Origin of the sequence: Streptomyces sp. HUAS 15-9 (assembly GCF_025642155.1) — a bacterium.
In the GTDB taxonomy this organism is placed as follows: domain Bacteria; phylum Actinomycetota; class Actinomycetes; order Streptomycetales; family Streptomycetaceae; genus Streptomyces.
In genome coordinates this window covers 23,380-48,256 of record NZ_CP106799.1, presented here as the reverse complement: position 1 = coordinate 48,256, position 24,877 = coordinate 23,380, and the positions used below count along the sequence as shown (strand labels likewise).

Sequence of the window (24,877 nt, the reverse complement as noted above, 5' to 3'; positions counted from 1 at the left end):
GGGTGCTGCGCGGGAGGTGCCGCCGAGCTTAGTGATACCGCCGCGGGCAACTGCGGTCCGTCGTGCCGGACCCGGGGAATGTCACCCAACGAGCCTAGGAACGCCTTCGGGCTCCTCGCCCGCAGGCGCAACCCCTGGCGCCGTCGCCGGTATCCGGTCGTCAAATGAGCCCGAGGCCACGCATGTTCGTCAGTGCCGCCGTCACGCGTGTGCTCAGGTCTCCGACCTCCTGAAGCCGGCTGAGCGCCCTGTCGGCGACGGGCTGGAACCTGTCCGGTGAGGCGAGGATGTCCAGCACCTGGCGGGCAGGGTCGTCCCAGTCGACCTCGATCACCGGGTTGAACCCCATGAGGTCCACCAGCTCCGCGGGAGCATGCCCGAGCAGGAGACAGCCTGAAGCCATGCTCTCCAGGTAGCGCTGTGTCATCGTCTCCACCCGGCCGGAGCGCTGGGGGTGGGTCAGCGAAGAGGGGAAGCAGACGGAGATCACCGCGTTCGACAGTCCGCGCCGCAAGGCGTGTTCGTCCGGGTACACCAGTTGGCCCGGTTCCGGCTCGTACAGGTGGGGAAGCGGTGAGTGCATCTGGACGGGCCGTGTGATGGCGTCGTGCCATGTTCGGTGGCGTCGGCCGAGCTCCAGGACACCGACCGTTCTGTCCGCAAGGCGCAATCCGGCGTCGTGCCGGGAGATGCGCGTTGCCTCGGGGAGGTGGATCACCGTGGAGTCGGGCAGGGACTCCTCGAGGACACGTGCCGCCTGTTGGGCGGTGACGAAGACGGCCGGGGGACGCAGCGGCCGTAACCCTGCTACCCACAGCTCCCATCCGGGTTCAAACACGTCCCAGCAGTAGGGCACGACGCTTCCGGCGAGGGCGGCCTCGTAGAGCTGGTCGAACAGGGCTCCCATCATGGGGACGACGATCGGCCCCCGACGGCTGCGCGGAAGGGGAATGCGGGCCTTGGCCAGAGCCTTGCCGAACAGCGGGGGTTTTGTGATCGGTTGCGCAACGGCGCCTTGTCTGATGAATTGCTCGACGAGATGCCGCACTGCATGGTGCGCGGGATGCTTTTCTGACCGGGGGTCGCAGCAACTCGAAGCCGCTTCGAAGAATATGACGAGAGTCGGTGGCGGTGGGCACTCGTGGGTTCCTCATTACGAAGCTGACCGAGCATGTACCCGTGGTTCATTTTCTGCGCCCAGCTGCGAATGTACCTCGATTGTCACAGGCACTGTCGTAGCATGCTCAGGCACTTCACTTTGAAGGGAAGTCCGCACGTGGATCTTGGCACTCACCGTTCTGTAAAGCCGTTCGTGTCGTGACCGGTGAGAGAACCCCACGCGGAGGTGTCAAGGAAGTAGCCGTCCAACCGTTCCCGCCCGCGAAACCCCCACCCCGTCCTGCGCAGCCGTCATCGGACCCGAGTGACGTCCCCGGCGCCCGTGGTGCTGGCCTGGGCCCCCATCTGCGGTCTGCCGGGCGGGCATTGGGCGTCAAGGCGGTGAGTCTTCCCGTCGCGGCCATGACGACGCTGGTCGGGACACGGGCTGTTGTGGACGCTGTGGGCCCGTCCGGGTTCGCCTTCGTTGCGCTCGTCACCACCCTTCCCATGCTGTTGCCCCTCAATGACCTCGGTACCGGCGCAGCCATCGTGGACGCGATGGGGAATAGGCGCGGCGCCAATGACGCCGCGTTGCGCAGCACCGTCATCACCAGCGCGCGGGTACTGACCTGCATGGGAATTGTGAGTTCCTTCGTGGGTGTCGTTCCGGCCTGTATGGGTGCTTGGGGAACCCTGCTCAATTCCGCAGCGCAGCAGTCGGTCGAGTTCGCCGTCGCCGTCGCCTTCATCCTGTCTGGATGCAGCCTGCCACTGAATCTGGGGAACTCGATTCTCATTGCGCTGAATCGGTCCCATGCCTCTCTGCTTTTTCAAATGCTGGGCAGCCTGCTCACGCTGGGGCTCATCCTGCTGGCGCAAGCGGTCCACGCACCCCCCGTCGCGTTCATCACGGCGCCTCTCGCCACACAGTGCCTCATCGGCGTCGTCTCTTTGCTGTGGGCGGGGCGGATCCTCGCACTGCCGGTGCTGGGCTGGATTCTGGGCAGTCTCAACCCGCGGCATGCCGCCAGGCGCATCTGGCACCTCGCAGGCCCCATGGCCGTCATCAACGTCGCTCTGGCGGTGGCCTTCGCCACCGACCGGGTGGTCCTCGTCCACGTCGCCGATCCGTCCGCGGTCGCCGCGTACTCGGCCGGCGCGCGACTGTTCGCTCCCACACTCGCCCTGGCCAGCGCGACCGGCCTGCCTCTGTGGACCGTCTTCGCCCGGCAACGTGGCACGTGCGTTGGCCCCGGCCCCCGGGACATTGCCCGGCTGACGGTGTATTTCGCCATGGGGGGTGCCCTTCTGGGCACCGGCCTGATCCTGTTCGGCCCCGGGTTCGCCTCATGGATGTTCCGCGGTCAGGTCGAGGTCGAAACCGGTCTCATGGCTGCGTTCGCGGTCCTGCTGCTGATCCAATCCGCGGCGTACCCGACAGGCATGTGGCTGACCGACGCCCAAGGGCTGAAGTTCCAGGCCAAGACATCCGTCGTCATGGCCGCGGTGAACCTTGCCCTGTCGATTCTCCTGGCGCGGCACCTCGGCGCCGCCGGGCCGGTCATCGCATCGGCCGTCGCGGTTCTGACGTGCCTCTTCCTCCCCAACTTCAGGCGGTCCATGTCCCATGGCTGACACTCAGACGGCACCGGCTCCACCGGCGGCATCAGCGGCCCCGGCAAAGGCTTTGCTCGCACCTGCGGTCGACCGGCCGCGTACCCCGGGCGGCGCCCTGCCGGCGGCGGTACTGGGTCTGGGGTGCGCCTGGAGCCCGTTCTCGCAGACCGGCCTGACGCTCGGCCATGCGCTCACCCTGCTGATCGTGCCCGTGTGCCTCGCCGCCGTGTGGCGGGTGAAGGCGGCGCGGTGGTACATCGGCCTGCTGTGCCTGTGGCTGCTGGCCGCCGCCGTGGCCGAATACGCCGCCGGCGACTCGCTTCACCAGACGCTGCTGGCCCTGTCCCGTCCCGTCGCCGTGTTGTTGAGCTTCTGCGGTGCCATGTGGGTGCTGCAGCACAAACCCGCCGTCGTCCGCGTCTACGTGGTGACGTTCACCATCGGGCTCCTGGCGAACATCGCCCTCTTCCTCCACCGCCATCCCAGCACGGACCCGTGGAAGTACGGCTACGGTCCCGTCGTCGGTCTGGCGGTCGTCCTCATCTCTTTCCGTCTGGTCAGCCGGGAAAAGCACGCAACCGCCTGTGTCCTCATCCTCTCGCTCGCCCTGGTCAACATCCTCCAGGGATTTCGCTCGGAGTTCCTGGTCGTCAGCCTGGCGGGAGCGGTGGCGATGCTGGTCGGACGTCGTGTCCGCACGCCCGACCGGAAGAGGATCCTCCTGGTCGCCGCAGCCCTGGTGTGTCTGTTCACGGCTGTCGGGGCCGCCTACGGGCACCTCGCTTCCAGCGGGAGCCTGGGGGTGGAGCAGCAGAAGCGATGGGAGCGGCAGAGCGGTGGGGAAGGCGGCGTTCTGGTGGGCGCGCGGCCGGAGATCGCGGCGTCCTACGTGATCGTGGAAGACTCACCGCTGATCGGCCAGGGCTTCAAGCCCGCCGTGGACTACCGCACCCGCAGCGCGTTCATGGAGAAACTACGAGCCGAGGACGGCGACTTCAACCAGCTGCGGGAGAACTTCTACTTCGGCAACGGCCTGTATCTGCACTCGGTCCTCTTCCAGCTCTGGGCTGAGACGGGCGCCGGAGTCCTCCCCGGGATCGTGTTCCCCCTGGCTATGGTCTTCCTCGCGCTGGGCCTCGCCGTCAAACGGGGCGCCAAACCGTACGCCCTGCTGTTCACGTTCCTGTGTGCGCAACTCGGCTGGGACATCCTGTTCTCGCCCTGGCCCAGGCTCGAAGGACTGTATCTCGGCACCGCCACGGCGGCCGCCGTGCTCTATCGCCATGCGTGGTCGCAGTCCGCTGCCGTGGTGTCCCCTCAACGTCGGTGAACCAGAAAGGCTTTCCCATGCAGGTCGGTATCGTGGTGCCCACGCTCGGTGATCGTCCCGAGCTCCTCACGGTATGTCTGCGGTCGCTCATGGCCCAGACCTGCTCCGCAGTGCGCCTCGTCGTGGTGTCGACTCCCGTCGCGGTGGAAGAGGTGACGCGATGCGTACCCGCGGACGTGCCCGTACTCGCACAGGACGGGTCCGGAATCGTCGATGCCGTGATGACCGGATGGAGGCACTTCGGCGACAGCGTGGACGTACTGGGCTGGCTCGGCGACGACGACCGCCTGCCGTCCGGGTCGGTCGCCCTGGCGCTGCGTACTCTCGAACGCCACCCCGAAGCAGCCATGGCCTACGGCCAGGTCCGCTACATCGACATCGACGGAAAGGCCATCAGGTGGGTACGGCCGGGGCGGGTGGGCTCGTGGTGGTTGTATCTGGGGCACAACATGGTGCTTCAGCCCGGCTGCCTGTACCGGCGCTCCGCCGTGGAGGCCGTCGGAGGACTGGACGGCAGCCTTTCGCTGGCGTTCGACGTCGATCTGCATCGTAGGCTGGCCCGGCAAGGTTCACTGCGGTACGTCGCCACGGTCCTCGGTGAAGCCCGATCGCACCCGGGTTCACTGACGGTCCAAAGACGAGCGGAGTCCCGCCGGGAAATGGACCTCGCTCTCAGCCGTCAGATGCCGGCCTGGCTGCGCCGGTCGAGGGGGCTGTGGCGGCCGACGGCCGCCTTCTTGGTCCGCGTCACGGCCAAAGTCGTCAGCCAGCCGCTCACAACGGGGTGAACCGACAGTACGGCGACCATGCTCACTGCCCAGCACGGACAGGAGTACAGCCGGGCACGAACCCGTAGCGGATCAGGTCTGCGCTGCGCCTGCTGAGAGCTGCCTTCGACTGGAGGAAGTCCACCAACCAGACCGGGAGCTCGCTGCCCACGTCCATGGGCACTCCCCGGGTGAACGCCACGCCGCCGCCGGCTTCCTCTTGCCCGCCATCGGCGCCGGTCGGCCCCGACTGCCGCTCCGGCATGGGGGGCCGGAGGCTGAGGAGATCGCCGTATTCCAGCATATATGGCCGATACCAGAGATAGGGAGCGTCGGACAGGAAAGCCGCCAGCATGGAGAACGTCGACACCGAGCAGACCAGCAGATCGGCGGACGTCATGAGCGAGAGGTCCTCGAACATGCTCCGCGAACGGGTGGCGCAGAGGCTCCACTTCGGCAACGAACGGGCCACCAGCTCGGGTTCGTCGCTCACGATGTCGATGTGAAGCATGTCCCCGAAACGTCGCTGCAGAGTGCCGAGCACGTCCTGGTACCAGTGCCAGGGGATTCGACGGTTGCAGGCGCCGATCCGCGGTCCGACGGCATCGGGGGCGAAGTCACCCAGCCGGATGTGGACCGCGACGCGGAGTTGGCGTGCGCGGGCATCAGGACTCCAGGCACAGTCCTGTTCAGGAAGGTGCCCCAGCAGTTCATTCCGAAGATAATTGCGAGCCCGCTCAATGCCGAGATGACCTCCTGCCATTCCTTTGTGAAGCAGGATGAGCGAGCGCCGTTGAGACCATTTGTACTCACCGTCGAGCACACGCACGGCGGTTCCGTAATCGGTTTCCCCGGTGGACTGGATCATCTCGTCGGTGACCGTCATGACCGGCATGGCCGCCCGTAGGGCCAGGTAGCCGACCCAGTCCAGGCGAGATGTGCCGAAGTCCCGCCAGTAGCCTCTGGAGTTGAGACCCCAAGCAGGTCGGAAGTGCCGGAAGCCCAGCTCGCGACTTGCGAGATATGCTTTCGCCCAAGGGAAGATCTCGTTCCCCAGACCCCCGCCTCGCCATCCCATGCGCTCCGGCATGCAAATTCGGAGTGATGGGGGAAGCAGCTGCGTCATCGGCGCTCCTATTCGGACGTGGGAACGGCTCACTCTAGCCCGCGACATGGGTGCTTCCGCTGGGCACCACACGTGTCTTGGTCCATTCGACTGACTCCTTGAGAACACGCGGGAACGGCGGTACTGGACGCGGGAGTGGATTTCCTCCAGTGTCCTCAATGCCCCTGATGCGTACCAGAAGGGGCAGCCTGCCTCTCGAGTCCCTTCGCCAGCTCTACCAGTGAGGAGTGTTCGTGTCGGAGAAGACGGCGCTCATTACCGGTATCACGGGCCAGGACGGTTCCTGTCTCGCCGAATTGCTCCTGGCCAAGGGCTACACAGTGCATGGTATTGTCCGCCGGGCCTCGACGATCAACACCAGTCGAATCAACCACCTCGACCGTGATCTGCACGATCCGGAGATGCGGCTTTTCCTGCATTACAGGACGACCGGGGCAACCGACCGTGCGCACACCCGAGTTGGCCGGTCTCATGATTGATGCGGAACTCGAGGCGCTCCTGGGGAGGGGCGGGCCCGCAGGGCCCGCCGTGCCCTCTCCCGCCCGCAGGTTCGAGACGGCGTGCCGTCCCACGGAAGAGGTGTGATGTGCATCAGCGGAGAATCACCATTGTGCAGCCGTATGTTGCGCACTACCGAGTGCCGTTTTTCCGTCGCCTCGCAGCAGATCTCCACAGGCAACTGGGAGCGGAGCTGATTGTCGCACACAGTGCACCACCTCCGGAGGCGGCTGAGGGCCGCGATCGGGGAAGCGCTGAGTTGGAGTGCGCTGTTCGATTGGTCCAGCACTCCTGGCGGATCGGCGGGTTTCCGGTCCGTGTGAAACGGCTCGGAGATCTTCCCCGTCGGTCGGACGCGGTGATCGTGCCGCAGGATCTCCACAACCTGGAGACGTTCCCCTTGGTGGCCAGGGCGATGTGGCGGGAGGCACGGGGCAGATCTGGCCCTGCGCTGGGAATGTGGGGCCACGGCCGGACTTACGACAAGCATGCAGGCCCTCTGCTACGGACAGTGAAGCGTACCCTGACCCGGCAGGCGAACTGGTTCTTCGCCTATACAGCGGGTGGCGCCGACCACGTGGCTGCACAGGGATTTCCGCGCGACCGCATCACCGTGGTACAGAATTCCACGGACACCACGGCCCTGGCAGAGGCCCGCAAGCAGGTCACGGATGAGCAGGTTGCCGAGTTCTCCTCCCGGCATGGGTTGGTACCCGGGCGTACCGGGCTCTACCTCGGGCGCCTTCATACCACCAAGCGGCTCCCATTTCTCTTGGAAGCGGTTACTCACATCGTCAAGCGGATGCCCGATTTCAAGCTTCTCGTTGCGGGTGACGGCGCTTGCCGGTCATTGATCGAGGCCGCGGCCGAGCGCGGAGAGGGAGTGGTGTACGTGGGCCCCGTCCACGACGAGCGGCGTGCGCTGCTGGGGGCCGCATCACAGCTCATGCTCATGCCTGGGCTGGTTGGGCTCTGCGCGGTTGATTCGTTCGCACTGGGCACCCCTTTGGTGACGACCGCCTGGCCCTATCACAGCCCGGAATTCGAGTACTTGGAGCATGGTCGCAACTCCATGACGGTTGAGGGTGGTCCGGAGGAGTATGCGAAAGCGGTGGTCCACACCCTGTCCACCCCCAGGCTGATGGCTCGCCTCAAGGATGCCTGCGCGTCGGATACCGACAGATACACAGTGGAAGCAATGAGCGCCCGATTCACCGAAGGTGTGGCGGGGTTGTTGGAGACGCGCCCTCCCATCATTTCAGGCGGCTGACTGCGAGGCGCGGCACGGCCTCCGACTGGTTCGCCGCCCCCAGCACGATCGCGACCGCCAGGCGAACCAGCACTGCTGCACGGTCCCGCCGACCGGCCACCGAGGCAATCCGGCGGGACTTGGGGCGAGCCCGGTACTCGGTAACGGTCCCGCCGGGTTCGGGAGGTGGTGCGGGGAAACCCACCAGCAGCAATGCCGGCAGTGACGAACGGTGCTTCGAACTCGCACCACCGGCCGCTCCCGCCGCTTGACAGACGCATGCGGCCAGTGCCGGGAGGATCTGGAGGTCCTACACCGGCAAAGGGCGCGAGGTGTTCACCCGGGACCCCTCAATGCGTCGCAGCTCAGGTAGTCCCTGCACCTCGGATCTGACGCTCGGGGCCACTAGGATCACGCAGCCGCGTCGGGCACCACTTTCCTTGCCCGAAGGGCAGTTCGGCCAAAATGCCTCATAGCGACCGATGGCCTTACTGCCCAGATAATCCATCGACAGCTCGTCATCGCCGTATGCGTCAAACCCGTAGCCGCTGTCGTCGGGAACCTTGAAGTCGTCGATGACAATGATCGAGTCCGCCCACCGGCTGGTGATCATATCGACCTCCTCCCGCAGAGGAAGATCCGCTTCCCAGTGAGCGTCGAGATAGAAGAGAGCACGCGAGGCAGGGAAATCGTTGGAATCTCTTAGAGATCTCAGCGCAGCTCGAGAATCACCCGAAAGAACCCGAATTTCTGGAATGGTGCGGAATCGCCTCTTCGCGCAGTACGCCCAGCCGCGATTTTTCTCGACGGTCCAGATCGGGCGACCGGAAAGAGTCCAGAGAAAATGCGTTGAAGCCCCACCGTAGGTACCAGATTCGAAGATGGCTTCAGGATCAAACGCGCGGATCAGGGAACGGAACAACCTTTGACGGAAGCGCTGCCCATTGAGGGCGGAGGGATACCGTCCATAAATCCAGGGCTTTGCTGTGACAATAAGCCCCTGTGCCGATCGCCGAAGTAGATTGGGCATGCCTTGAGGAGGCCCGCTGATCGGGTCGCCACTCATGCTTGCCGGAGGCTGCAACATTTGGCTACTCCCATCGACGAGGCATTTACTTTAGGCTATTGCCTATCCACACCTGCCAAGTGCTGAGTTCAGTGTGTCGACACGTTACTTCACCCAACTGACGCAACGTCAGCCTCGATTCTTCGGCGGTCGCGATTGCAGACAGCGCCGGGAACGGCTCGGGTCCAGCAGGTTGCGGCCGTCGAAGAGGACCGGTTGCCGCATCCGCTCAACCGCCCGTGCCCAGTCCGCTTGCTTCGGCTCAGACCACTCCGTGAGGGGCGGAGCACTTCGACGGAGTGTCGGTGTACTCCGCCCTCGGGTGGACGGTCTGCGGGAGGTGGCCCGCGCTGTCATGACGGCTGTTTCGGGTCGTCGTTGAACTTGGAAGTCGACCAGAAGTAGCCGAGCACCGCGAGCCCCAGGCACCAGGCGACCGCGAGCCACCCGTTGTTGCCGATCCCGGTGCCGAGCAGCAGACCGCGCAGCGTCTCGATGGCGGGTGTGAACGGCTGGTACTCGGCGATCGGCTGGAACCAGCCCGGCATCGAGTGCAGGGGGACGAAGGCGCTGGACAGGAGCGGCAGCAGGATCAGGGGCATGGCGTTGTTGCTGGCGGCCTCGGCGTTCGGGCTGACCAGTCCCATGCCGACCGCGATCCAGGTGAGCGCCGTGGCGAACAGCACGAGCAGCCCGAACGCCGCGAGCCACTCCAGCACGGTGGCATCGGTGGAGCGGAAGCCGATGGCCACGGCGACCGCGCCCACGAGGACCACGCTCGTGACCGACTGCAGCACACTGCCGACGACATGCCCGACGAGCACCGAACCGCGGTGGATCGCCATCGTGCGGAAGCGGGCGATGATGCCCTCGGTCATGTCGTTGGAGACGGAGACCGCCGTCCCGATCGTGGTGCTGCCGATGGTCATCAGCAGGAGCCCCGGGACGATGTAGGCGATGTACTCGGAGCGGTCCGGACCCCCGCCGCCGATGCCCGCGCTCATGGTGTCGCCGAAGATGTAGACGAAGAGCAGCAACAGCATGATCGGGGTGAGCAGCAGGTTCAGCGTGAGGGACGGATAGCGCCGGGCGTGCAGGAGGTTGCGGCGCAGCATCGTGGAGGAGTCGCGTACGGCGAGAGAGATCCGGGTCGGGCGGGCGGGAGCCAGGGGGGAGCTCATCGGACAGCCTCCTTGGGCTGGTTGGGGACGCCGCCCCCGGTCAGGGCGAAGAAGACGTCGTCGAGATCGGGGGTGTGCACGGTCAGCTCGTCGGTCTCGACGCCGGCCGAGTCCAGCCGGTCGAGTACGGTGCGCAGCTCGCGCTGGCTGCCGTCGCTCGGGATCCGCAGGGTGAGCGACTCGTCGTCCCGGGAGGCCGCGCGCAGCGCTCCGGCGGCGCTCTGGTAGGCGGCCGGGTCGGTGAAGCGGAGCCGGACGTGTCCGCCGGGGACGATCCGCTTCAGCTCCTCGGCGGTGCCCTCAGCGGCGATCCTGCCGTCGTCGAGCACGGCGATGCGGTCGGCGAGTTCGTCGGCCTCCTCCAGGTACTGGGTGGTGAGACAGACGGTGACGCCGCCCGTGACGAGTTCGCGGATGATCTGCCACATGGTGTGCCGGGAACGCGGGTCGAGGCCGGTGGTCGGCTCGTCGAGGAAGATGATCCGCGGGGTGCCGACCAGGGTCATGGCGATGTCGAGGCGGCGCTTCATGCCGCCGGAGTAGGTGGAGGCGGGCTTCTTCGCGGCCTCGGTGAGGTCGAAGCGCTCCAGCAACTCGGCGGTGATCCGCCGCCCTTCACGCTTCGACAGGTGATGCAGGTCCGCCATGAGGAGCATGTTCTCCTCGCCGGTGATCAGCCCGTCGACGGCGGAGAACTGCCCGGTGACGCCGATCGCGGCGCGCACGGCCTGGGGGTCGGCGGCGAGGTCGTGGCCGCCGACGCGGATCTGTCCACTGGCGGGGCCGGGGGAGACGAGGGTTGAGAGGATCTTCACGGCGGTGGTCTTGCCGGCGCCGTTCGGACCGAGCAGAGAAAAGATCGTTCCTTCCGGGACGGCCAGGTCGACGCCGTCGAGCACGACCTTGTCGCCGTACGACTTGCGCAACCCGTTCGCCACGATGGCCAGGTCGGTCATGAGCAGTACCCCCTTCTACTGACTGCGGAGTTACAGGCTGCGGGCGGTGATGTCGCCGTGGGAGGTGGTGGCGCGGATGTCGAGTTCGGCGCTGCCGTCGTTCTTGAGGGCGTTGCTGATGCGGCCGTGGCCGGTGCCGGCGTCCAGGGCGGCCGAGACGCCGGCGGCGGCGCCGACCGAGATGCTGCCGGACTGGGTACGGAGCACCACCGTGCCCCGCACGGCCTCGGCGATCCGGATGTCACCCCGTGCGGTGCTGATCTCCGCGGGCCCGCCCAGCCGCCCGACCTCGACGTCGCCGTCGATCGCGGTGAGGCGGACGCTCGCGGCTTCGTCGATCTTGATCTGCCGGTACGCGCCTTCGAAGACGATGTCGCCGAGGCGCCCGACGCCGCGCAACTCGGCGCAGGCGGCCTTGCCCTCGATGCGGGAGCCGGCGGGCAGCTGAACGGTCACCTCGACGGACCCGGAGTTGCCGAGGACCCGGTTCTTCGCAGCCGGCGCCTCGACCCGCAGGACGCCGTCGCCGAATACGACCTCGATCTGCTCGGCCGCCTTCACATCACGGCTCTTGGCGGCATCCACGGGCAGGACCTCGACGGTGGTGTCGGCCCGGTCGGCGGCGATGAACCGGATACGCCCCGCGGGGATGTCGAGGACGACGGAGACCGGGGCGGGGGTGTCGTACTTCTGCATCGTGCGCTCCTTCGGTTCTTCGTTTCTGATGAAGGAAACGCTACGTTGCGTTTATAGATCCGGCAACAGATTCGTTGCGCACAACTACTATCTATGCAGGTAAAAGCAGTGAAAGTGTTGCAATGGCTAAAAATCTAACGCAACAATCCGCGCCACGCACGTTGCAATGAATGAGAAGTGAAAGCTACAGTGAAGACACCACCGACGACGAGGGAGGCCGCGATGCCGGGAGGCAGACTCACCCAGCAGGAACGCCAGCAGATCGCGCTGGGACTGGCCGACGGCCTCGCCTACGCGGAGATCGCCAGACGCCTGGACCGCCCGACCTCGACCATCACACGCGAGGTCATGCGCAACGGCGGCCCCACCGCCTACCGCGCCGACCTGGCCCACCGCGCCACCGAACGCCGCGCCCACCGCCGCAGGCGGACCACGCCCCGGGACTCGAACACCCCCGCGCAGGCCCATGGACGCGACGCCGACGCAGTGCGCGAGTACGAGGAGGCGTTCACCACCCTCCTCATGCAACAGGGCCTGCCCAAAATGATGTCCCGGGTGCTGACCTGCCTCTACACCACCGACGACGGCAGCCTCACCGCGTCCGAACTCGTCCGACGCCTCCAGGTCAGCCCGGCGTCCATCTCCAAGGCGATCACGTTCCTCGAAAGCCAGGGCCTCATCCGCCGGGAACGCGACGAACGCCGCCGCGAGCGCTACCTCGTCGACAACGACGTCTTCTACGAGTCGATGATCGCCGCCGCCCGATCCAACGCCCAACTCGCCGAGACCGCACGGCAGGGCGTCGGCGTCCTGGGCCCCGGCACCCCGGCCGCCGTACGCCTGGAGAACATCGCCCGCTTCGTCGACTTCGTCTCCGAGAGCCTCACCCGCGCCGCGGAACAGGCCCGCGACGTCCTCTACACAAAACCCGAAACCGATTGACGAGGACCGGGGCCGACACCACCAAGCCCAAAGGTTGAGCGACTTCGAGAGAGGACCCCATGCCCTGGTCCGAACGCACCGTGCGGCGTGACGGCGTCCGCATTTCCTGTCGTGACTGGGCAGGTCCCGGACGCCCTGTCGTACTGCTGCACGGGCTGGCCGGCCACGCGGGCGAATGGGATGCCCCTCGCCCGGCACTTGAGTGCCCGGCACCGGGTCGTGGCAGTCGACCAGCGCGGCCACGGCGCCGGCGAACGCCTTCCCGCAGACGTGTCCCGGGCCACCTACGTCGCCGATGTCGTCGCCGTACTCGACCAGCTCGACTTGCGGATGCCCGTCCTCGTCGGCCAGTCGCTGGGCGGCCACACCGCCATGCTCACCGCTGCCGCGCACCCCGACCTCGTCCACGCACTCGTCCTGGTCGGTGCCGGACCCGGCGGGCCGAATCCCCGTGTGCAGCAGGAGACAGGCGATTGGCTCGACTCGTGGCCGACCCCCTTTCCGTCACGGGAGGCCGCCGTGGACTTCCTCGGCGGCGGGGCCGTCGGCGAAGGCTGGGCCGCCGGCCTGGAGGAGCGCGACAGCGGCTGGTGGCCCCGCTTCGACCTTGACGTCATGGTCGGCTCGTCGGCCGAGAACGCCCGTCGCTCCTTCTGGGACGAGTGGACGAGGATCGCCTGCCCGACCCTGGTCGTCCTCGGCGAGTTGGGCATCATCCGGCCGCAGGAGATCGACGAGATGCTCCGCCTGCGACCGGACACCGCGGCCGTGAGCATCCCCGGAACAGGCCACGACCTCCACCTCGAACGAACCGACGTGCTACGGCAAGTGCTCCAGGACTTCCTCTCCGGCAGCCCCCGACGCCCCCCGAAACCCCGCCCGCAGCCGCGCCTGACCCCCGTCGGGCGCGATACGGGCGGGTACTAAGCGAGTCCCGCCGCCTCCCGTTCCGCGTGGCTCAACGGAGGCCCGCTCAAAGGGCCCTTGCGCTGCCCGAAGGCCATGTTCCACAGCATGTCCGGGGCGAAGAGGCGGGGGGCGGGTGTCTTGAGGCTCATCACGTCCAGCAGAGCGCGCAGGGCGTGTGGGTTCTCGGCCCCGGCGGCCACTGCCCGGTCGACGTAGGCCGAGAGTGCGCGTTCGATCGCGGTGGGAGGGTTGGGGGCCGCACCGGGGTAGTAGGCGTCCTGGCCGACGGCAAGGTTCCAGGCGTTCGCCACGGGCCGCGCGGCGGCTCGCTGGATGCGACGGCCGTTGCCCTGTGAGACCGGGCCGTGCCGGTCCAGTACCTTCCGCATCGCGATCACGGACTGGGCCGCCACGGTCAGCCCGTGCCCGTAGACCGGGTTGTACCCGGCGATCGCGTCACCGAGTACGGCGAATCCCTCGGGCCAGCCGGGGCTGTCCTCGTAGTAGCGACGACGGTTGCGGGTGCTGCGCGTGGTGACGGGGTCGGTGATCGGGGTGGCCCCGCGGAGCAACTGTCCGATGATGGGGTCCTGCAGACCGGTCAGCGCGAACTCGAGGAATTCGTCCGGGGCGTCCGTCGGCTCACCGCCGCGGGTGCCGGAGAGGGTCACCATCCAGCGTCCCCCTTCGATGGGCACGATGACGCCGCCCCTGCCCGGCGCACTGCGAGGGTCGGCCTGGACGTTGACGATGGGGTAGGGCAGTTCTGCCGTCGTGCCGGGCGCTCGGTACAGGCGGCTCGCATAGACGACTCCGGCGTCCACCTCCCGCTCGACGACCGGCGGATGGCCGAGGTCCCGCAGCCACTTGTGGGCCTGTGAACCGCGGCCGCCGGCGTCGATGACAAGGTCTGCGCCGAGGGTGCTCATGCCGCTGTCGGCGGACAGGCGAACGCCGGAGATGTGGTTCTTCTCGCCGGTCAGGCCGTGGACTCTGGTGCCCTCGATGAGCGTGATGCGCGGCTTCGGCAGGACGTGGTCACGAATGGCGGCATCCAGCAGATCGCGACTGCAGGTGATCATGTGGTGCCGGGAGTTGTTGAATCTGCGGAACCACTGACCTGAGGGCGCCTTGCTCACCAGGTCCGTCATCACGTTGACGAGCCTGGCACCCCGGGCCACGAGGATGTCCGTGATGGTGGGCAGGAGTTCCTCGAGGGCGGCCACCCCGCCGGACCAGAGCAGGTGGGCGTGGTGGGCCTGGGGGAGGCCTTTGCGGTGCTCGACGCCTGCTGGAAGTTTGTCGCTCTCGATGACGGTGACCTCGTCGAAGCGGGTCGAGAGCACGGAGGCGGCGAGCATGCCGGTTGTGCTGCCGCCGATGACTATGGCGCTACGGTGGCGATTGCTGGGTCTTTCAGACATGGGAAGTGACGCCTTCTGTCGCGGCCGCCTGCCGGCGGAGTGTGTCGATCGTGGCCGAGTGGGCCCGTAATGCGTGTGAGATGGCGACCAACTCGCTGTCGGGCCGCACGCGGTCGCTCACCGGCTGGTCGGGTGCCTCATGCCGGGGCGGCGGGGCAGCGAGGTCCGAGGCCGTCCTCAGGAGGCTGATGGCGACGAGGATGTCGACGGCACCGGCGATGGCCCGGGACTCGGCCTCGGGGAAGCCTTCGACGAGAGCGTCGCGGCAGGCCTGTTCGCGTCGGGAACGGCTCAGGTGCGGGGCCAGCTCGAGCAGACCGTCGTTGATGCGTGCCTTGCGGTGCTCCAGTTGGAGTTCCGTCCCGCTGACCCGTCCGGTGGCCGGGGCCGGTGCGTCACTCACCGTCTGCATCAGCGCCCACAGCGGTGCCAGACGCTGATGGGTGCGCCACATGTTCCAGCGGTCCTCCGCCAGCGGGCCGACCTGGCCGCCGATGAAGCCCACCGCCACGAGGAGCGCTTCGGCGATGGCGAAGGGCGGAGCCACATAGGTGGACAGCCAGTCGAGGTTCCGTCCGCTCCACCGTGCGCCGATGGCCACGACCTTCGCGATGTCGAAGATCAGCCCGAGCGCGTACGCCACCTGGAGGCAGATCACCGCACGGCGCAGCCACTTCTGGTTCGCGAGTTCCTTGAACCAGGCCCACAGAATGGAAGCGGCGACGACAGCCGACACCATGTGGGCCACGAGGTAGAGCATCGAGTGCTCGACCATCCACGGGGTGTTGGCGTAGTAGACGTCGAGATCCCGAAGGCGTTCGACGCTGTGGTCGCCGAGGAAGAAGGTCACCCACAGACCGAGGATGATGACGCTGTACGAGACCCAGACCATCCGGGTGCGCCTGCTGCGGGCCGCGGAGGGCGGTTCCCGCCAGACGATGATGAGCCACAGGCATGCTCCGCAGTAGGCACTGAGCAGGGAGTAGACCCATACGCCGGCGAAGTTGGGCACACCGGTGACCGTGTTGATGCGGTGCAGGTTGTCGGGCGGCAGGGAGGCGAAGACTACGGCGCCGATGCCGAGCAGCAGGGCAGTGGCCCGCAGGATCGGGTCGCGCCAGGCGCGCCGCAGGAGCGGGAGTTTCATCACGAAGGCCACGAAGAGCAGCACGGCCGGGATGGCATAGCCGAGGAAGGATCCGGCGATGTCCCAGCGCATCACAGCCCGCCGAAGTTGCCGAGTGAGGACGAGAGCCGGTCCGCCAGTGTCTCCTGGGTCGGGTGGCCGGTACCTGCCTGTGGGCCGACGAGCTTGTGGAACTTGGCGGCCAGGCGCAGTCCGCACTGCTCCGCTTCCCACTCGGCCTCGGGGTCCGTGGCGTCAGCCGATCGAGTGGCCATGGCCGCGACCTCGTCCCAGGGGACGTCGTCGTCGTTGCGGGCCAGTAGACGCCGGGCGGCGGCGCTCAGCCCCGTGGGGTAGTGGACACCGAGAGTCTGGAAGTAGCAGTGCCCGAGTTCGTGGCCGGCGATGACGAACTTGTGCTGATCGGGGGCGGTGTCCTCCACCACGACGATGTATTCGTCGTCCTTGGCCAGCGTCACTCCCGATATCCCCATCTCGTTAGGGAACTTCACGAACTTCAGCCGGACGGGGCGATCGAGCTGAGGACTCAGCGTCGCGCACACGGCGTTCAGTACGGCTTTGGGGTCCGTCGGCGGCGTCAGCGTGCGCGCGGTGTCCCGTAAGAGCTGGTCGAGGAAACGCTTCGGTGTCTTCTTGCTCATTGGTCATCCTTGAGGGCGAGGATCAGCAGCGCCGCCATCTGGTGGGGCGACGGCTTCGTCCCACGGAAGGCGATCGCGTCGGGGTCGACCTTGAACTGCTGCATGAGGGCGCGCAGTTGCTCATTCTCGTCGAGCCCCCTGAAGCGCTGCAGGAGGTCCTCCAGTGTGTCCGAAGCCGTGGCCGACGGCTCGGCGGGCTTCGGCTCGGTACGCAGGCGCAGCTTGTCCAGCTCGGGGGCGAGGGCGAGGTCGAGTGCCTCTGCCGCGGTCATGCCGAAGAAGCCGCGGCTGACTCCGAAGAACCGTTCCAGCCCCAGCAGGGTCGGAACGTTCGGCATCTTGCGTCCGCAACACAGATCCGTGGCCCACCTGTCGGAGCAGCCGAGGGCCGCGGCCAGACTCTTTCGGACAGCGGCTTCGTTGCTTTCGGCGGCCTCCACGTGGATTCTGAAGGTCTGGGAGATTCGCCTCGTGACATGCTCTTCGACCGTCCGCGGCTCCCGGACGGTCTTCCCGTCCAGCAGCGCCCGAGCCTGCTGAGGTGTCAGTGAGGAACGGCGGGCGAGCTCGGGGATGTCCAGCTCTTTGCTCAGGTCAAGGCCCCTGCCGCGGATGAGCTCGTGCAGAGCTCTGAGCGTCCCTTCAGGAAGGGGCTGTGATGCGTTGGGGAGGTGACTCACCTGGCAGCCTCCGGGAATTGGGGGGTGTACGGAGTACGGGCAGACCCTATGTCCTCGAACAGTTGAGTGGCCAGATACACCCTGCCGGGCACGATCGTTCCTTACTGTTGGAACGAAGGATCGTTGACATCCAGGCGGTCTTCATAGCACGATCCAGGCGCGAACAGATTGTCGTGCACACCTCCACGCTGAGCGACCAAGCAAGCCACAAGCGGTCCGCGACTCCACGCGGCGGACCGTGATCACCGACGGGTGCCGGAGCGCGATGCGTCCGGCGCCCCGTCATGCGCGTCACAGGGGGATCGATTGACCACGCAACACCCGACCAGCACGGACTTCACCCAGGCCGAGATCGCCGAATACCGCAGCCTGGTGACGGGCCTGCTCGCCGCCTGCAGGCGGGTTGCGGACCAGCACTCTCCTGGCGGCGCCTGGGCACCGTCTTCGCACGACCTTCCCGACCAGTTCGGTGAGGCCATGGGGATCATCGCGGACCTCTCCCGTGTGCTGAACGGCACACGCCACGGGATGCGCCGGATCCACGGCCGGGCGCGCGAGCGGTTGCACAACTCGGCCGCATCCAGCGGCAATGGGCGCTCGTCGCACCCATGGAGGCCTCACTCGCTGCTGGCGTCCTCCCCGTCCGGCGGCAGCGATCGGACCGAAGGACATGACACCCTGCGCGGCGGCTCCTGAACCACGTGATGGCCTGACGTCCGGCACCGGAGCCACGATCCCAGGACACTCCGTCGACATTGGGACTTCGTCACAACCCAGTCACAGGAACCCCATGGCGCCGCCAAGAGCCTGCATGATCTTCTTCGGCATCAGCAACCACTGGGGGAGATATGAGAGCCCGCACAGCCGCCTGCACCGTCCTGCTCGCCCTCTCGGCAGCTCTTACAGCGTGCGGCAGCAGCGACTCCAAGGCCGACCCGGCTGCCTGCAAGGCTGCCATGGAGAAGCAGTTCAAGGACGCCATGGCAGCCGGTGACAAGGCCAAGGCCCAGGACCGGCCCGACGCGTGCGTGGGCGTGGACGACCAGACCGTGAAGAAGTACGCCACCGAGATCATGCAGAAGCAGCTCGGCGACACCCTGGACAAGGACAGCGACACCCTGGACAAGGATCTCAAGGACCTTCAGACCGCCCAGCCGTAAGGAGCCCAGCAGGTTCTTACGACGCGTGCCTCGGACCGAAGAGCGCGGGCACGCGGGCCTCGATGACATGGGGGCCGGGCTCGTTGAGGGCCTTGGCCAGCAGGGTGGTGAACTCCTCGGCGGTGGCGGCGTGGAAGGCGGGCACTCCCATCGCCTGGGCGAGTCCGACGAAGTCCAGGTCCGGCCGGGACAGGTCCAGCAGGTCCCGGCCGGCCCGCCCGCGACCTTGGCCCTCCGGCGTCGGTACCAGGCGGTCGTACTCCATCTCCAGGACGGAGTACGACTGGTTGGCGTAGACGACGGTGGTGATGTCCAGGCCCTCGCGGGCCATCGTCCACAGCGCCTGGGCGGTGTACATGGCGCTGCCGTCGGCCTCCAGGCACACCACCGGCCGGTCGGGGCAGGCGATCGCGGCGCCGACGGCCAGCGGCAGGCCCTGGCCGATGGCACCGCCGGTGAGGGTCAGCCAGTCATGGTGCGGGGCACCGGCGGTGGCCGAGGGCAGCCACAGGCCGGACGTGTTGGCCTCGTCCACCACGATCGCCCCCTCCGGCAGCAGCGCTCCCACAGCGGCCGCGACCGACTCACCGGTCAGCCCGCCCGCGGGTGACTCCGGCCTGGCCAGGCCCGCCGTGGTCGCCGTCGCGGGCGGCAGCAGGTCCGCCAGATGCGCGAGGGCCTCTACGACGTCGTCGCCCGGGCCGGCCAGGGTATGGACGTGGCAGTCGCGAGGGACGAGGAGGCCCGGTGTCTCCGGGTAGGCGAAGAAGGACACCGGGGTGCGGGCACCGACCAGCACCAGGTGCCGCAGACCGTGGAGTTGGGCGAGAGCGCCCTCGGGCAGATATGCGAGCCGCTCGACGGCGGGCAGGCCCGCGCCGCGCTCCAGGCGCGCCGGGAAGGTCTCGCACAGCAGCCGGGCCCCGGTGGCCGCGACACGGGCCGCCGCGCGCAACGCCGCGCGCGCGGGTGGCCGGGCCACCGAGCAGGATCGCGGCCGGTTCTCCGGAGCGCAGCGCGGCGGCGACGGTCATCACCGTGTCGTCCGGCACGGGTGCGGGCGGCTGGGACGGCAGCGGCGGGGCCGGGGAGGCCCCGGCGACCAGGAGATGTCGGCGGGCAGGATCAGCGTGGCCACCTGGCCGGGGGGAGCCGTGGCGGCGGCCACGGCGGCAGAGGCGTGGATACCGGCGGCCGGCGCGTCGCCGCAGCGGCGCACCCAGCCGGAGACGGTCCCGGCCAGCGCGTCGATGTCCGACTCGAGCGGGGCGTCGAGCGGTTTGTGGTGCGTGGCGTGCTCACCGACGAGGTTCACCAGAGGTGTGGCCGCGCGCCGCGCGTTGTGCAGGTTGGCCAGGCCGTTGCCGAGGCCCGGTCCGAGATGCAGCAGGGTGGCGGCGGGCCGGCCGGTCATCCGGCCGTAGCCGTCGGCCGCCCCGGTCGCGACGCCCTCGAACAGGCAGGGCACCGCCCTGACCGCCGGTTCCCTGTCCAGCGCGGCGACCAGATGCATCTCGGATGTGCCCGGGTTGGCGAAGTACACCTCCACGCCGCACGCCCGCAGGGTCGCCACGACCGCTTCCGCACCGTTCACGTCTCGTCCCGTCCTCGCCTGGTGATGGTCATGTCCGTGGGCAGAAGAAACCGGCGGTTTCAGTCGAGGAGCACACCGGGATTGAGGATTCCACCCGGGTCGAAGGCTTGCTTGATCCTGCGCATCAGCTCGACCCTGGCCGGGTCCTCCAGCTCCAGGAAGTACGACTTCTTCGCCCTGCCGATCCCATGCTCGCCCGAGACCGCGCCACCGCGCTCCAGGCCCGCCCGGAACAGCCGCCGCAGCACCTCGTCACGGCGGACGGGGTCCGGCTGGAAGACCGACAGATGCACGTTGCCGTCGCCGGCGTGGCCGCAGCCGGTGACCAGCGACCCGGTGTCCTCGGCGGCCGCCCGGGCGGCGGCCAGCAGCCCGTGCAGCTCGCCGCGCGGCACGACCACGTCCACGATGTCGTCGGCACCGGCCGCCTTCGCCGTCCAGAAGGCTCGCTCACGGGCCTCGACCAGGCTCCTCGCCGTGGCCGCGGGCAGCACGAAGACGTCCGCCGCGCCGAGTTCGAGCAACTGCTCGCCGACCGCCTCGACATCCTCCTGGAGCCGCGTCCCGGAGCGGTCCTCCAGCACGACGAGCAGATAGCCGAGCGCGCTCAGGCGCACGGACGCGGGAATGCCCAGCCCCTTGCCGTGGCCGTCCGCGATCGCCGCCATGGCCAGCGGGTCCACGTACTCCAGCGCGGCCGGCTCCAGGCCCCCGCCCGCCAGCGGCGGAACCGACCGGAAGGCGTCCTCGGCCGACGCGAACGCCGCCAGTACGGTCGTGGAGTGCCGGGCCCGCGGCCGCAGCCGCAGCGTCGCCTCCGTGACCAGGGCGAGCGTGCCCTCGGAGCCGACCAGGAGCTGGGCCAGGTCGTAGCCGGTGGACGTCTTGACGTACTTGCCGCCGCCGCGCACGATCTCGCCGGACGCCAGGACGGCCTCGACGGCGAGCACATGGTGGCGGGTGACCCCGTGCCGTACGGCGTGCATCCCGCCGGCGTTGGTGGCGATGGTGCCGCCGATGCTGGCGGTGGGTTCGCCGAGCCGCACCGGATACTGCAGGCCTGACTTGGCGGCCTCGTGGTCCAGTTGGTCCAGGGTGACCCCGGGCTGCACGACGGCCACGTGGTTGACGGCGTCCACTTCCAGGACGCGGTTCATCCGCTCGAACGAGACCGTGATCCCGCCCGGCCGGGGCACACATCCCCCCGACATGCCGGTCCCCGAGCCGCGGGCGGTCACCGGGATCCCGGCCTCGCCGGCGATTCTGAGCACGTCCGCCACCTCGGCGGCCGCGGCGGGCCGGACCAGGTACGCGGGCGTCTGCGGCAGGGCGGTCAGCGACTCGTCACCGGCGTACTCAGGGGGGACCTCCGCCCCGGCCAGAACGTGCCGTGCCCCCACGGCGCCGGCCAGCAGCGCCTCGGTGTCCGCCATCGCACCCCCTCCTCGGCCCCCGCTCCCGCGATCCTTGCCGCGCACCCACTCCACCGGAGGGGGCCGTCCGGCCCTTGCCCAGGGCCATGTGGACCGGCATGCGTTGTGGACCCCCTCGGGCGGCGGCTCGCCGACGGCGGGTGTGTGGCAGGATGCGGGTGACGGATGCGGAGGAAGTCCGGTGCGGGCCCGATGGCCCAAGTCCGGTGCGGGCCCGCCACTGTAACCGGGGAGCTGCCTCCCGCTGATGGCCACTGGCAGCCGGTGCGAACCGGCCGCTGGGAAGGCCGGGAGCCGGCGCCGGTACCCGTGCTGCACAAGCCGGGCGCCGAGATCCGGGAGCCAGGATATTCCGGCCGTCCCGCAGCCAGGCACTACCCGCCCGGGCACGGCCTGTTCACGGCGGCGTGGAGAACCGTCGACAGCGGAAGGAACTCCCTTCATGGTGCCCTCGTCCGGCTCCGACCCCACCCTTCGGTCTGCCGCCGACCCCGCCGTCGGCCAGTTGCTGGAGCGCACCCTGGCCGCCATCACGCCCGCGGACCCCGACGCCCGCACCGCGGCCCGTGACCGCCAGAACAACCTGACCAAGCCGCCCGGCTCGCTGGGCCGGCTGGAGGATGTGTCGGTCCAGCTCGCGGCTCTGGCGGGAAGCTGCCCGCCGCCGCTGCCGGAACCGGCCGCGGTCGCCGTCTTCGCCGCCGATCACGGTGTCCACGCCCAGGGCGTCAGCGTCTGGCCGCAGGAGGTGACGACCCAGATGGTCGCCAACTTCCTGGCCTGCGGCGCCGCGGTGAACGTCCTGGCCGCTCAGACCGGAGCCAGGGTGGTCGTGGTGGACGTGGGCGTCGCCACCCCGGTGGCGACCTCGGACACGAACCCGGACATGCTGCTACGACGCCGGGTCCGGGCGGGAACCGCCGACATGACCCAGGCTCCGGCCATGACCCGTCAGGAGGCCGTCGACGCCATCGAGGTCGGCATCGGCGTCGCCACACAACTCGTCGACGACGGCTGCCGCTGCCTGCTCACCGGCGACATGGGCATCGCCAACACCACCGCGTCCGCGGCACTGATCGCCGTGTTCACCGGTGCGGACCCGGACGACGTCACCGGTCACGGAGCGGGAATCGACGACACGGCCCGACGGCACAAGGTGGGGGTGGTGCGCAGCGCCCTGGAGCTGCACGGGCCGGACCCGCACGACCCGGTCGGGGCCGTGGCGGCGGTCGGCGGCCTGGAACACGCGGCGATAGCCGGGTTCGTACTGGGCGCCGCCATGCACCGGGTCCCGGTGATCCTGGACGGGGTGATCGCCACATCGGCCGCTCTGGTCGCGGCCGCGCTCTCCCCTGATGCCCTGGCCGCCTGTGTGGCCGGACACCGCTCGGTCGAACCCGGGCACACCATCGCCCTGCGCCACCTCGACCTGCATCCCATGGTCGACCTGGGACTACGGCTCGGCGAGGGCACCGGTGCCGTGCTGGCCCTGCCGCTCGTACAGGCGGGGGTGCGCGCCTTGCGCGACATGGCCACATTCGACTCCGCGGAGGTCTCGAGCAAGAGCCTCTGAAACAGCCTGCCTGCCGCGCCACAGGCAGGACACCTACTGCGCCCGCCGTCCACGAGGCGGGCGTCTTCCACCGGAGCCCGGTTCAGGACGTGCCTGAACCGGGCTCCGGTCACGTCCGCGACACCCACTGCGACACCCACTCATTACGACGCCCGCTACTGAACCCGGGGGAGGGATGGCGCGAATTTTGGTTACGGTATCGTAGGTTACGGAACCGTAAGTACGTGTTCCGGACCCGGCTAGCATCCTTGCGAGGACCCATGAGCACACCCCGGACGAGGGCAGACCTGCCCTGGCTGATCCAAGGCGGAATGGGGGTGGGCGTGTCCGGCTGGCGCCTGGCTCGTGCCGTCGCGCGTACCGGACAGTTGGGTGTCGTCTCCGGTACCGCCCTGGACACCCTGCTGATCCGGGTGCTGCAGGGCGGTGACCCCGGCGGCCACCTGAGGCGGGCGCTGGCCGCCTTCCCCGTACGGGAGCTTGCCGATTCCATACAGGAGCGCTACTTCGTCGAGGGCGGGATCGGCGCCGACGAGCGCTTCGCGGCCACACCCCGGCTGACGGCCGAGGAAGCGTGCCCGGGCCGGTCGCTGACCGTGGTGGCCAACTTCTGCGAGGTGTGGCTCGCCCGGGAAGGCCACGAAGGACCGGTCGGCATCAACTACCTGGAGAAGGTCCAGCTCGCCACGGTCCCCGCCATGTTCGGCGCGATCCTGGCCGGCGTGGACTATGTGCTGGTCGGTGCGGGCATTCCCGCACAGATCCCGGGCATCGCGACCCAGCTCGCCCAACTGCGGCCCGTCACCGCGCGACTGGACGTCGACGGTGACGACAAGCCCGTGGACCTGCGCTTCGATCCGGCCTCGATACTGCGCGGAGCGCAGCCGGGGCCCCTGCGCCGTCCCGACGTCCTGGCCATCGTCTCGCTGCCGGCCCTGGCGTCGTATCTGAACCGTTCCCCGGAGACCACCCCGGACGGCTTCGTCGTCGAGGGCCACCGCGCCGGCGGGCACAGCGCGCCACCGCGCGGGCCGATGCGCCTGGACGAGCAGGGCGATCCTCTCTACGGCCCCCGGGACACCCCTGATTTGGCGAAGATGGCCGCCCTCGGCCTGCCCTTCTGGATCGCCGGCGGCCAGTGCGGACCGGACCATGTCCGCCGGGCCAGGGCAGTGGGCGCGGCCGGCGTCCAGCTCGGCAGTGTCTTCGCGCTCTGCGAGGAGTCCGGCCTTGACCCGCAGTTGCGGCGGGACATGGTCGAGCGTGAGCTCCGCTCCGAACTGACCGTGCGCAACGACCCCGCGGCCTCTCCGACCAGTTTTCCGTTCAAGGTCGCCGACCTGCCGGGCACGCTGGCCGACCCGGGCGTGAGCTCGACACGCCCCCGGGTCTGCGACCTCGGCTATCTGCGCACCCCCTACCGCACCGAGCGCGGCACCATCGGCTATCGCTGCCCGGCGGAGCCCACCGCGATGTACGTCCGCAAGGGCGGTACGGCCGAGCAGACCGAGGGACGGCAGTGCCTGTGCAACGGTCTGCTGGCCGCTGTCGGGCTGGGGCAGCGCCGTCCGCACGGCATGGTGGAGCCCCCCATCGTCACGATCGGCCAGGACCTCGGCTTCCTGCGCCAGATCGCTCCCCAGGGGCGGCCGTACCGCGCGGAGTCGGTGGTGCGCTGGCTGTCGGAGGGCCTGGTGGAAGCACCGGTGTGAGCGGCGCGCCGTTGGACGGGCTCACCCATGACCACGACCATATGCCGGTCGACGATGGCGAGTTGGAGTTGGGCG

General features: G+C 68.5%; 20 protein-coding genes, 3 pseudogenes and 1 riboswitch. Of the genes and pseudogenes, 11 read left to right on the top strand and 12 right to left on the bottom strand.

Features of this window, described 5'->3' with window-relative positions:
- Window positions 1-160 precede the first annotated feature (160 nt).
- The gene (locus N8I87_RS42435) at window positions 161-910 is read right to left on the bottom strand and encodes a hypothetical protein (protein WP_263217112.1); all 750 of its coding nucleotides are present in this window, start codon (window positions 908-910) and stop codon (window positions 161-163) included.
- 611 nt (window positions 911-1,521) lie between these two features.
- Here N8I87_RS42435 and N8I87_RS42430 point away from each other — a divergent pair.
- The 3 genes from N8I87_RS42430 to N8I87_RS42420 are packed head-to-tail and all read left to right on the top strand — an operon-like array spanning window position 1,522 to window position 4,836.
- A complete protein-coding gene (locus N8I87_RS42430; RefSeq protein WP_263217111.1) occupies window positions 1,522-2,736 on the top strand; it encodes an MATE family efflux transporter in 1,215 nt (404 codons plus the stop codon).
- Complete coding sequence (locus tag N8I87_RS42425) at window positions 2,729-4,048, top strand: hypothetical protein (RefSeq protein WP_263217110.1); 1,320 nt, start codon at window positions 2,729-2,731, stop codon at window positions 4,046-4,048. Before N8I87_RS42430 ends, N8I87_RS42425 begins: the two co-directional genes overlap by 8 nt.
- 17 nt (window positions 4,049-4,065) lie before the next feature.
- Window positions 4,066-4,836: a glycosyltransferase gene (locus N8I87_RS42420; RefSeq protein WP_263217109.1), complete on the top strand. Its 771-nt coding sequence runs from the start codon at window positions 4,066-4,068 to the stop codon at window positions 4,834-4,836.
- Window positions 4,837-4,858: 22 nt separating this feature from the next.
- On the opposite strand, the gene N8I87_RS42415 is transcribed toward N8I87_RS42420, so the two are convergent.
- Window positions 4,859-5,701, bottom strand: a complete 843-nt coding sequence (locus tag N8I87_RS42415) for an O-fucosyltransferase family protein (protein ID WP_263217108.1) — start codon at window positions 5,699-5,701, stop codon at window positions 4,859-4,861.
- 473 nt (window positions 5,702-6,174) lie between these two features.
- On the opposite strand from N8I87_RS42415, the pseudogene N8I87_RS42410 reads away from it, so the two are divergent.
- A pseudogene (locus N8I87_RS42410) lies at window positions 6,175-6,363 on the top strand (GDP-mannose 4,6-dehydratase); the annotation flags it as partial.
- A 587-nt stretch (window positions 6,364-6,950) separates the two neighbouring features.
- Window positions 6,951-7,709 (top strand): glycosyltransferase family 4 protein, encoded by a 759-nt coding sequence (locus tag N8I87_RS42405; protein ID WP_263217107.1) that lies wholly within the window; start codon window positions 6,951-6,953, stop codon window positions 7,707-7,709.
- Window positions 7,710-7,998: 289 nt separating this feature from the next.
- Here N8I87_RS42405 and N8I87_RS42400 read toward each other — a convergent pair whose 3' ends face one another.
- From N8I87_RS42400 to N8I87_RS42385, 4 genes are all read right to left on the bottom strand, one after another.
- Window positions 7,999-8,754 (bottom strand): O-methyltransferase, encoded by a 756-nt coding sequence (locus N8I87_RS42400; protein WP_263217106.1) that lies wholly within the window; start codon window positions 8,752-8,754, stop codon window positions 7,999-8,001.
- Between the two features lie 353 nt (window positions 8,755-9,107).
- The gene (locus tag N8I87_RS42395; RefSeq protein ID WP_263217105.1) at window positions 9,108-9,935 is read right to left on the bottom strand and encodes an ABC transporter permease; all 828 of its coding nucleotides are present in this window, start codon (window positions 9,933-9,935) and stop codon (window positions 9,108-9,110) included.
- A complete protein-coding gene (locus tag N8I87_RS42390; RefSeq protein ID WP_263217104.1) occupies window positions 9,932-10,891 on the bottom strand; it encodes an ATP-binding cassette domain-containing protein in 960 nt (319 codons plus the stop codon). The genes N8I87_RS42395 and N8I87_RS42390 overlap by 4 nt, the downstream gene beginning before the upstream one ends.
- Window positions 10,892-10,921: 30 nt before the next feature.
- Complete coding sequence (locus N8I87_RS42385) at window positions 10,922-11,587, bottom strand: DUF4097 domain-containing protein (protein ID WP_263217102.1); 666 nt, start codon at window positions 11,585-11,587, stop codon at window positions 10,922-10,924.
- 222 nt (window positions 11,588-11,809) lie between these two features.
- Between N8I87_RS42385 and N8I87_RS42380 the strand changes: the two genes are divergently transcribed.
- Window positions 11,810-12,529: a helix-turn-helix domain-containing protein gene (locus tag N8I87_RS42380; protein WP_263217101.1), complete on the top strand. Its 720-nt coding sequence runs from the start codon at window positions 11,810-11,812 to the stop codon at window positions 12,527-12,529.
- A 59-nt stretch (window positions 12,530-12,588) separates the two neighbouring features.
- Window positions 12,589-13,456: pseudogene (locus N8I87_RS42375) on the top strand (alpha/beta fold hydrolase).
- On the opposite strand, the gene N8I87_RS42370 reads toward N8I87_RS42375, so the two are convergent.
- From N8I87_RS42370 to N8I87_RS42355, 4 genes are read right to left on the bottom strand one after another with little or no spacing between them, the layout of a single operon-like run.
- Window positions 13,453-14,862, bottom strand: a complete 1,410-nt coding sequence (locus tag N8I87_RS42370) for a pyridine nucleotide-disulfide oxidoreductase (RefSeq protein WP_263217100.1) — start codon at window positions 14,860-14,862, stop codon at window positions 13,453-13,455. The pseudogene N8I87_RS42375 and the gene N8I87_RS42370 overlap by 4 nt on opposite strands.
- Window positions 14,855-16,081, bottom strand: a complete 1,227-nt coding sequence (locus N8I87_RS42365) for an MAB_1171c family putative transporter (protein ID WP_263217099.1) — start codon at window positions 16,079-16,081, stop codon at window positions 14,855-14,857. The genes N8I87_RS42370 and N8I87_RS42365 overlap by 8 nt, the downstream gene beginning before the upstream one ends.
- On the bottom strand, window positions 16,081-16,650 hold the full coding sequence (locus N8I87_RS42360; RefSeq protein ID WP_263217098.1) for a hypothetical protein: 570 nt from the start codon (window positions 16,648-16,650) through the stop codon (window positions 16,081-16,083). The genes N8I87_RS42365 and N8I87_RS42360 overlap by 1 nt, the downstream gene beginning before the upstream one ends.
- Window positions 16,647-16,988: a hypothetical protein gene (locus tag N8I87_RS42355; RefSeq protein ID WP_263217096.1), complete on the bottom strand. Its 342-nt coding sequence runs from the start codon at window positions 16,986-16,988 to the stop codon at window positions 16,647-16,649. The genes N8I87_RS42360 and N8I87_RS42355 overlap by 4 nt, the downstream gene beginning before the upstream one ends.
- 648 nt (window positions 16,989-17,636) lie before the next feature.
- Here N8I87_RS42355 and N8I87_RS42350 point away from each other — a divergent pair.
- Window positions 17,637-18,026, top strand: coding sequence for a hypothetical protein (locus tag N8I87_RS42350; RefSeq protein WP_263217094.1), 390 nt, complete (start codon window positions 17,637-17,639; stop codon window positions 18,024-18,026).
- 152 nt (window positions 18,027-18,178) lie between these two features.
- Window positions 18,179-18,490: a hypothetical protein gene (locus N8I87_RS42345; RefSeq protein ID WP_263217093.1), complete on the top strand. Its 312-nt coding sequence runs from the start codon at window positions 18,179-18,181 to the stop codon at window positions 18,488-18,490.
- 16 nt (window positions 18,491-18,506) lie between these two features.
- Here the strand turns inward: N8I87_RS42345 and N8I87_RS42340 are convergent.
- Window positions 18,507-20,084: pseudogene (locus N8I87_RS42340) on the bottom strand (acetolactate synthase large subunit).
- A gap of 59 nt (window positions 20,085-20,143) precedes the next feature.
- Window positions 20,144-21,517: an FAD-binding oxidoreductase gene (locus N8I87_RS42335; protein WP_263217092.1), complete on the bottom strand. Its 1,374-nt coding sequence runs from the start codon at window positions 21,515-21,517 to the stop codon at window positions 20,144-20,146.
- 171 nt (window positions 21,518-21,688) lie between these two features.
- Window positions 21,689-21,869, top strand: a riboswitch (cobalamin riboswitch).
- Between the two features lie 90 nt (window positions 21,870-21,959).
- Here N8I87_RS42335 and cobT point away from each other — a divergent pair.
- Complete coding sequence (gene cobT / locus N8I87_RS42330) at window positions 21,960-23,090, top strand: nicotinate-nucleotide--dimethylbenzimidazole phosphoribosyltransferase (RefSeq protein WP_263217089.1); 1,131 nt, start codon at window positions 21,960-21,962, stop codon at window positions 23,088-23,090.
- Between the two features lie 260 nt (window positions 23,091-23,350).
- On the top strand, window positions 23,351-24,802 hold the full coding sequence (locus N8I87_RS42325; protein WP_263217088.1) for a nitronate monooxygenase: 1,452 nt from the start codon (window positions 23,351-23,353) through the stop codon (window positions 24,800-24,802).
- Window positions 24,803-24,877 lie beyond the last annotated feature (75 nt).